The organism is Nocardioides psychrotolerans, assembly GCF_943371775.1.
Classification (GTDB): Bacteria; Actinomycetota; Actinomycetes; order Propionibacteriales; family Nocardioidaceae; genus Nocardioides; species Nocardioides psychrotolerans_A.
This window is the reverse complement of record NZ_CALRWD010000119.1, coordinates 1-8,587: the sequence shown is the minus strand read 5'-3', so window position 1 is coordinate 8,587 and position 8,587 is coordinate 1. Positions and strand designations below refer to the sequence as shown.

Genomic DNA, 8,587 nt, shown 5'->3' with positions numbered 1-8,587 from the left:
GTGGGCCTGAGGCCCACCGCCGCTCTGTCGTTACCCACCACTTCCCCCGGATGTGGCGGGCGGTCGCTACTTCAGCTCGGCGCTCGAGAGACCCAGGACCCGGCGGGCCACGATGAGCTGCTGGATCTGCTGGGTGCCCTCGAAGATGTCGAGGATCTTGGAGTCGCGGCTCCACTTCTCGAGCAGCTCGGCCTCGCTGTAGCCGACCGAGCCCGCCAGCTCGACACAGCTGAGCGTGATGTCGGAGCCGATCCGGCCCGCCTTCGCCTTCGCCATCGAGGCCTCGAGCGAGTTGGGCTCGCGGTTGTCGGCCATCCACGCCGCCTGCAGGGTGAGCAGGTAGGCGCCCTCCCAGTCGGCCTCCATCTGCAGGAGCTTCGCGGCTGCCGCGGACTGGACGATCGCGGGACGGTCGTAGTCGACGACGACGCCGGCCTGCTCCAGCAGGTCACGGGTCAGGTCGAGGGAGGCACGGGCGCACCCGATGGCCATCGCCGCCACCAGCGGCCGCGTGTTGTCGAAGGTCGCCATCGCACCGGCGAAGCCCTGCTTGACGTCGACCTCGGGCGAGCCGAGGAGGTTCTCCGCGGGCACACGACAGTTCTCGAAGATGATCGTCGCAGTGTCGGAGGCGCGGATCCCGAGCTTGTGCTCGAGGCGGTCGACGCGCATGCCGGGCGTGCCCTTGGGCACGACGAAGGACTTGATCGCGGCGCGACCCAGGTCGCGGTCAAGCGTCGCCCACACCACGATCGCATCGGCCCGGTCACCGGAGGTGACGTAGATCTTCTCGCCGTTGATGACGTAGTGATCGCCGTCGAGGGTGGCCGTGGTCTTGATGTTGGCCGAGTCGGAGCCGACGCCGGGCTCGGTGATCGCCATGCCGGCCCACACACCGTCGAAACGCTCGAGCTGCTCGGGGTTGGCGACCGACGCGATGGCGGAGTTGCCCAGGCCCTGACGGGGCATCGAGAGCAGCAGTCCCACGTCGCCCCAGCACATCTCGGCGATCGACATGACCGAGGCCAGGTTGGCCCCGTTCTTGACGGTCTTGTCGCCGTCGTTCTCCTCGCGGCGCACGCCGGCGGCGCCCGCACCTTCGGAGGCGCCCGAGTCGGAGAGGCCGTCGATCATGGCGGCCAGCATGTCGAGCTCCTGGGGGTACTCGTGCTCGGCCTGGTCGTACTTCCGCGAGATCGGGCGCAGCATGTTCATCGCGACCTGGTGGGCCTGGCCCACCAGCGGACGGAACTTCTTCGGGTCGTCGAGGTTGATCATCAGACCAGCACGCTTCCTTCCATGATGCTGACGGCGCGGAGGTCGCGGTACCAGCGTTCGACGGGGTGTTCCTTGACGAAGCCGTGGCCACCGAGCAGCTGGACGCCGTCGAGACCGATCTGCATGCCCTTGTCACCGCAGATCTTGCGTGCCAGCGCGACCTCGCGGGCGAAGTCCTTGCCAGCAGCGGCGCGGGCGGCCGCCTTGTAGGTCACCAGGCGCATGGCCTGGAGCTCGATAGCGATGTTGGCCACCATGAAGGCGACCGACTGGCGGTGCGCGATCGGCTCGCCGAACGCCTGACGCTCCTTGACGTAGGGCGTCACGTAGTCGAGGACCGCCTGGCCCGTGCCGATGGCCAGCGCACACCAGGCGAGGCGCGAGAGGCGCACGCACTCGACGTACGTCGTGCCGTCGGTGGCGCCGAGGACGGCGTCGGAGGGGACGGTGACCTGGTCGAGGTGGAGCTGGGTGAGCGACGCGGCGCGCACGCCCATCGCGGGGTCGGCCTCGACGCTCAGGCCGGCGGCGGACGACTCCACCAGGAACAGGACCGGCTTGCCGTCGAGCGAGGCACCGACGACGAAGAGCTCGGCCTGGGCACCACGGGGCACGAGGGTCTTGACGCCGGAGAGCACGTAGCCGTCGGCGGTCTTCGTGGCGGTGGTGGTCGGCTGGAGGACGTCGAAGAGGACGGTGGCCTCGTTGAGCGCGAGCGCGGCGGCGGGCACGTCGTCGCCGGTGAACGCCGGCAGGTAGGTCTGCTGCTGGGCATCGGTCCCCCACAGGCCGAGCGCGGTCGCGACCGAGCCGGGGGCCAGGGTGGCGACGGCGAGCCCGAGGTCGCCGCGGGAGAGCGCCTCGGCGACGAGGGTGCCCGCCATGGCGGAGCGCTCCTCGGAGATGCCCCCGAGAGCCTCGGGCACGCCCAGGATCGGCAGCCCGATCTCGAGGCTGGCCTTGAGCAGCGCCTCGGGAGCCTCACAGGTCTCGTTGGCCTCGGCGGCCGCGGGGCGCACGACCTCGTCGGCGAACTCCGTGACGACGTCGACCAGCATCTGCTGGTCCTCGGTCGGGGTGAGGTCGAAGACACCCGTCGGCTGGGCAGCCGGGACGCGGACGCCGCCGGTGCCCTTGCTGCCGGCCTTGGCGAACGTGCGGCTCGCGGTCGTCATCGTCTTGAAGCCGTTGCGGGTGACGGTGAAGACCGCCTGCTCCGTGGGCTTGCGCAGGCGCAGGGTGTCGATCAGGTCGCTCTGCGCGAGCTTGTTGAGGCCGGCTACCAGGAAGCCGATCGGGTCGCGTGACTCGCTGCTGGGGACACCGTGCTTGCCGCCAGGCTTGAGGCTGTTGATCAGGGACATGGAAATAATGTAACTCGGAGTTACACCTACCGCTACAGAAGCGGGAGTGGCCCAGGTCACCTCCCCCGATGTCCGGGGTGGGGGCGACGACCTCCGCTTCGCCCTGCTCGACCGTGGACCTAGGCTCTGCGGGTGCCCGATCAGCCTCCTCTGACGCCCTACGGCCCCCTCCCCACCGGAGGCACCGTCCACCCGCTGACCCGTTGGGGCACCCCGGTGATGCACCGCCCGCAGCAGCGCGTGACGTCGTACGACGACGCGTTGGCGGCGCTAGCGGCCGACATGGTCGCCACCATGTACGCCGCCGACGGGGTCGGTCTGGCGGCCTGCCAGATCGGGCAGGACGTCGCGATGTTCGTCTTCGACTGCCCCGACGAGTCGGGCCAGCGCACCGTCGGCATCGTGTGCAACCCGGTCCTCACCCTGCCCGAGGGCAAGGAGCGCTTCCTCGACGACGACGAGGAGGGCTGCTTGTCCTTCCCCGGGGCGTTCGTCGAGTGCGCGCGACCGGACTGGGCCAGCGTCACCGGCACCGGACTCGACGGCTCCCCCGTCACCTTCGCCGGTGACGGGCTGCTCGCCCGCTGCCTCCAGCACGAGACCGACCACACCCTCGGCACCGTCTTCGGTGACCGGCTCGGCACCAAGCAGCGCAAGAAGCTCCAGAAGGCCCACGACAAGGCGGCCGACGACTATCCGGCTGGCTGGCCGGCCTGAGGGGCTGCGGTTTGGTCACCAACCACAGATCTTGATCGTTCCACGTTGCGGTTGGTGACCAATCCACATGTCCCCGAGCGTCGGCGCAGCGCTCACCCCACCCGAGCGCCGGACCAGCGAGCCGTGCCGGAGAAGCTCGTCCCGCCACCGGCGTTGTCGTTGAACGACGGCACGAAGGTGCCGCTCACCTGGTCGCACGACGACGTCTCGACCTGCATGGTCTCCGAGGCCTTGCCGTCGAAGCCGAGGGGCAGCACGGCGCCGCCGACGCTGACGACGGCGCGGCCGGTCAGGGACCAGCTCCCGGTCAGCAGTGGCTTGGCGGCCGAGCCCTTCACACCGCCGTTGACGTTGCCGCGCAGGCGCAGCGCGACCTGGATGCCACCCTCCGAGCTGAGACCGGTGGAGAGCCAGTCGACGTTCCACCTGCCACTGATGACCTTGTCGTTCTTGACGGTCAACGTCATCGTGCCCCTGCCTCCGGAGAACGCCTGCCCGGTGAGCCCCTTGCCGGTGACCTTGAGGTCGATCGGTCCCTTCCACACCCCGTCGGGGATCACGGAGGGTGCTGCGGTGGCGCAGTCCTCCTCCTCCACGGGTGGGACCTCGACGACGGGGTCGGGGTTGGGCTCGAAGCGGATGGTCTGGATGTCGGTGGTGGGACCGGCCACCGAGAGGAGCTCGGCGAGCTTGGCCTGGGCCTTGCTGCGCAGCGGCCCGAGGAGGGTGTCCACGATGGCCCTGGCCGGCCCCGGGAGGGCGCCGAGGACGATCCGGTCGACGAGCTCGGTCAACTTGTCGATCTGCGTGCGCTTGAGGTCGACCTTGACGATCACGGCATGCGTGACGGGGATGCCGTCCTGGTCGGCCTGCGGCAGGGTGGTGAAGCGCAGCCGGGCGGCACCGTCCTCGCCGACCTTCTCGTCCTGCTCGCCGAGCGTCGTGGTGAGGTCGGGGTCCTGGTAGGTCCACGTGACCTCGCTGCCCTTGGCGCTGCCGGGATCGGGCAGCTCCACGCCACCGATGGTCGAGGCACAGTCCTTGAGATCGGCCGGCCACTCGAAGTCGACCGCGGTGTCGACGGTCGTGGTGACCACCGCGTCGGTGCCGGGGCCGAGGGAGTCGCTCGGCGACACCGTGGTCTTCAACGTCCACGGGTTCAGCAGGGAGGCTGCCGAGGAGAGCACCGCCACGACGGTGATGGCCTTGGTCACCGGAGCCAGCAACGCGGAGGTGAAGGCCCCGATCGCGATCTTCGCCGCCGACGCGGCGATGCTCACCACGGTGTTCCAGATCGAGGCCAGGATCGACAGGGCGCCCTCCTCGGCGACCTGCACCTGGAGCGACTGCACGATCGAGTCGAGGGAGCCGCTCAGGAAGGTGACCAGGTCCGAGCAGATCCCGGCCCTGGCCGGGAGCATCGCCGTCGAGGTGCGCCCCTCGCGGGTGAACACGGCCGGGCTCGCGGTGGGATCTGTCGGCTGCCCGGTCGCGGCCGGATCGGCCGAGATGTCCTGGGTGAAGAGGGCGATGACCGCATTGGGGTAGACGAGGTCGAGCGCGTCGTTGGCCCAGTCACGCTCCCCCATGAGCTCGCGAGCCGCCTCGGCAGCAGGTGTCTCCGCCGCGCTGATCCAAGCGGCGAGGACGACCGAGAGGGGTGCGACGTCCGAGGGCGTGAGGCTGCCTCCGGAGCTGTCTGCTCCGCTGCCCGACGCGCTCGCGGGACTGGTGCCCGTCAACGCGTCGAGGTCGCGACCGAGGTAGCCCCGCCCGGCATTGAGCTCACGTGCCATCGTCTCGACCTGCCACCCCGTCAACGACATCCGACCGGCCGTGTCGGGCTCCACGACGGGTACGGCGTCCGCTGCGTCGTCGTACGTCGAGATCCCCGCCTGCGCGAGCAGTGCGATGAGCTGGTCGCGGTCGATGGTGTCGCCGAGGGTGGTCGCCGTCTGCGGCGCCCCGTCCGGCCTCGGTGGGTCGTCTCCCGTGCACGACGTCAGGCCCGCCGCGATGGCGAGTGTCAGCAGGAGCGCGACGATCCGAGTGAGGGCAGGCGACCGCCAGGCAGGGAGCATGGCGTCATGCTGTCGACCGGCGCCGCTCCCGGGTAGTAGTGATCCGGGCTATTCGGCGGACGTGACGCGTGTCAACAGGTGCGGTTTGGTCACCAACCGCAGGTCCAGCCGCCCCAGACATGCGGTTGGTGACCAATCCGCAGGCCCAGAGCCGCCGATCAGCGACGAGCGGTGATGTAGCAGGCGACGGCGGTGGCGGCGGCGACGTTGAGGGAGTCGATGCCCTCGCGCATGGGGATGACGGCGCGCCGGTCGGCGGACTCCTCCCAGCGTTGGGAGAGGCCGTGTCCCTCCGAGCCGAGGACAAGGGCCACCCGGTCGAGACCGGCGACGGCCTCCTCGATCGCGACGGCGTCGTCGGCGAGGGTGAGGGCGACGGTCGTGAAGCCGGCCGCACTCAGGTCGGACAGCCCGTTGGCCCAGTCCGGGAGGCGGGTCCAGGGCATCGTGAACACCGCCCCCATGCCGACCTTGATCGAGCGACGGTAGAGCGGGTCGGCGCACCGCGGCGCCAGCAGCACCGCGTCGAAGCCCAGCGCCGCGCCGCTGCGGAAGATGGCCCCGACGTTGGTGTGGTCGACGATGTCCTCGAGCACGAGCACCGAGCGTGCCCCGGCCAGCACCGACTCGATGCTCGGCAGGGGGTGCCGCTCCAGCGAGGCGAGCGACCCGCGGTGCACGTGGAAGCCGGTCACCTCCTCCGCGAGCTTCTCCTCGAGGACGAAGCACGGCGCATCGGAGCGGTCCAGGACGTCGGCCAGTCCGTCGAGCCACCGCGGCGCCATGAGGAAGGACCGCGCGGTGAAGCCGGCCTCGACCGCACGGCGTACGACCTTCTCCCCCTCGGCCAGGAACAGGCCGTGCTCGGCCTCGAGGTTCTTGCGCAGCTGGACGTCGCGCAGGTCGCGGTAGTCGGCCAGCCGCGGGTCGTCGGTGTCGGTGATCTCGACGATCTGGGCCATCAGGCGAAGCGCTCGGGATGGGCCACGGCCACGACCTCGCCCACCACGATGATCGCGGGCGGCAGCACCTGCTGCGCGACCAGCTCGGCCTCGAGGGTGCCCAGGGTGGCGAGCACGGTGCGCTCCCCCGGCATGGTGCCGTCGCAGAGCACCGCGACGGGGGTCTGGGCCGAGCGGCCACCGGCGACCAGCGTCGCGGCGATGATCGGGGCGTTGTGCACGGCCATCATCAGCACCAGGGTCCCGCGCAGTGCCGAGACGGCGTCCCAGTTGGTCAGCGACTCCTCGTGGCCCGGGGGAAGGTGACCAGAGATGACGGTGAACTCGTGGGCGACGCCGCGGTGGGTGACGGGGATGCCGGCGACGGCGGGTACGGCGACGGGGCTGGTCAGTCCGGGGATGACGGTGACGGGCACCCCCGCCTCGCGACAGGCCAGCACCTCCTCGTAGCCCCGCCCGAAGACGAAGTTGTCGCCCCCCTTGAAGCGCACCACCCGCTTGCCCTCGAGGGCGCGCTCCACGATGACCCGGTTGATCTCCTCCTGCATGGCGGAGCGGCCGCGCGGCAGCTTGGCCACGTCGACCAGCTCCACGTCGGAGGGCAGCTCGCCGAGGAGCTCGCGCGGGGCCAGCCGGTCGGCGACGACGACGTCGGCCTCCATCAGGGCCTTGCGACCAGCCACCGAGATCAGGTCCGGGTCGCCGGGTCCGCCACCGACGAGCGTGACGCCCGCGGTGTGGCGTCGCTGGTCCTGGGCGAGGATCGTGCCGTCGCGCAGGCCGGTGAGGATCTCGTCGCGGACGGCCGCGGAACGGCGCGGCTCGCGGCTGCCCAGGACGGCGATGGTGAACCCGGCGGCGCGACCGACGGCGGGCGTCCACGCGGTGGCCTCCTGCGCGTCGTCGGCGCGGACGCAGAAGATGCGACGTGACTCGGCGGCGGCCGAGACGCGCTCATTGACCTCGGTGACGTCGGTGGCCGCCACGACGTACCAGGTGTCCTCGAGGTCCGCGTCCTCGAAGCCACGCTCGTGCCACGTCACCTCCCCGGCCCCGACCAGTCCCTCGATGGCGGGGGTGACGCTGGGCGAGACCACGTGGACGTCGGCACCCGCCGCCAGGAGTTGCGGGATGCGGCGCTGGGCGACGTGTCCCCCACCGGCGACCACGACGCGACGTCCCGTCAGTCGCAGGCCGGCCGGGTAGGTCGCGATGTCGTCCACCCGACCATTCTCACGCGTGACGCCCCGGCGTCCTTTTGTGGGGGTCCGACGCGGACTACGTTGAGGGTCATGACTCTCGACCGGCCCGTGAGCCCCGACCCCTACGACCTCCTCCCCGCCGTCCCGGCCTTCACCGTCACCAGCGCAGACGTCAGCGACGGTCAGCCGCTCAAGGCCGACCAGGTCGCCGACGCCGGCAACACCTCGCCCCAGCTGTCCTGGGAGGGAGCCCCCGAGGGGACCAAGAGCTACACCGTCACCTGCTTCGACCCTGACGCCCCCACCCCCAGCGTCTGGCACTGGGTGCTCGTCGACGTGCCCGCCGACGTGACCTCGCTCGACACGGGCGCGGCCGCCGGCGACCTGCCCGGCAACTCCTTCCACTGCCGCAACGACGGCGGCGAGAAGGGCTTCATGGGGGCTGCGCCGCCCCAGGGCGACCAGGTGCACCGCTACTTCTTCGTCGTCCACGCCGTCCAGGAGGAGACGCTGGGCGTCGACTCCGACGCCTCACCGGCCGTGGTGTCGTTCAACCTGGCCTTCAAGACCGCCGGCCGCGCGATCCTGCACGGCACCTACCAGCACTGATTGCTCGCCCGAACGCGACGTACGACGGCCCGAGGGCCTGCGGATTGGTCACCAACCGCAGGCCCTGGGGCCGAGCCGGCTCCTGCGGATTGGTCACCAACCGCAACACCCGAGAAGGCGCGGTGGGTGACCGATCCGCCGCTGTGCACCGTGACTAGGCGCGCGGGCGGGCCACGACGACGACGTTGCTGAGGTAGTCCGAGCCGTTCCAGTCCTCGCAGGTCACGACCACCAGCCGGCCGGGGACGTCCTGCGCGAAGATCGTCGCGGCCTGGCGCGCGAGCCTGCCCTTGCCGTAGATGCGGACCGAGGTCACGACGTAGGCCAGGTCGGCTGCGTCCGATCTCCGGGTCGCGACCGTGATCGGGTCGCGG

The 8,587-nt window shown here is 70.8% G+C and carries 7 protein-coding genes and 1 pseudogene; 2 read left to right on the top strand and 6 right to left on the bottom strand.

Features of this window, described 5'->3' with window-relative positions; all coding sequences use genetic code 11:
• Positions 1-66 precede the first annotated feature (66 nt).
• Together AAG827_RS21425 and AAG827_RS21420 are read right to left on the bottom strand one after the other, a co-directional pair.
• Entirely contained in the window at positions 67-1,278 is a 1,212-nt protein-coding gene (locus AAG827_RS21425; protein WP_341928240.1) for an acyl-CoA dehydrogenase family protein, read from the bottom strand.
• Complete coding sequence (locus AAG827_RS21420; protein WP_341928239.1) at positions 1,278-2,642, bottom strand: acyl-CoA dehydrogenase family protein; 1,365 nt, start codon at positions 2,640-2,642, stop codon at positions 1,278-1,280. The genes AAG827_RS21425 and AAG827_RS21420 overlap by 1 nt, the downstream gene beginning before the upstream one ends.
• 132 nt (positions 2,643-2,774) lie before the next feature.
• Between AAG827_RS21420 and def the strand changes: the two genes are divergently transcribed.
• Positions 2,775-3,359 carry a peptide deformylase gene (gene def, locus AAG827_RS21415; RefSeq protein WP_341928238.1) on the top strand — a complete coding sequence of 195 codons (585 nt, stop codon included), beginning with the start codon at positions 2,775-2,777 and terminating at the stop codon, positions 3,357-3,359.
• Positions 3,360-3,451: 92 nt separating this feature from the next.
• Here the strand turns inward: def and AAG827_RS21410 are convergent, their stop codons facing one another.
• From AAG827_RS21410 to cobA, 3 genes are all read right to left on the bottom strand, one after another.
• Positions 3,452-5,440 carry a hypothetical protein gene (locus AAG827_RS21410; protein ID WP_341928237.1) on the bottom strand — a complete coding sequence of 663 codons (1,989 nt, stop codon included), beginning with the start codon at positions 5,438-5,440 and terminating at the stop codon, positions 3,452-3,454.
• A gap of 158 nt (positions 5,441-5,598) precedes the next feature.
• Positions 5,599-6,402 (bottom strand): RNA methyltransferase, encoded by an 804-nt coding sequence (locus tag AAG827_RS21405; protein ID WP_341928236.1) that lies wholly within the window; start codon positions 6,400-6,402, stop codon positions 5,599-5,601.
• Positions 6,402-7,625 (bottom strand): uroporphyrinogen-III C-methyltransferase, encoded by a 1,224-nt coding sequence (gene cobA, locus AAG827_RS21400; protein ID WP_341928235.1) that lies wholly within the window; start codon positions 7,623-7,625, stop codon positions 6,402-6,404. Before cobA ends, AAG827_RS21405 begins: the two co-directional genes overlap by 1 nt.
• 69 nt (positions 7,626-7,694) lie before the next feature.
• Here cobA and AAG827_RS21395 point away from each other — a divergent pair, with 69 nt between their 5' ends.
• Complete coding sequence (locus AAG827_RS21395; protein ID WP_341928234.1) at positions 7,695-8,213, top strand: YbhB/YbcL family Raf kinase inhibitor-like protein; 519 nt, start codon at positions 7,695-7,697, stop codon at positions 8,211-8,213.
• Positions 8,214-8,367: 154 nt separating this feature from the next.
• Here the strand turns inward: AAG827_RS21395 and AAG827_RS21390 are convergent.
• Positions 8,368-8,587 (bottom strand): annotated as a pseudogene (locus tag AAG827_RS21390) (peptidase C60 sortase A and B); the annotation flags it as partial.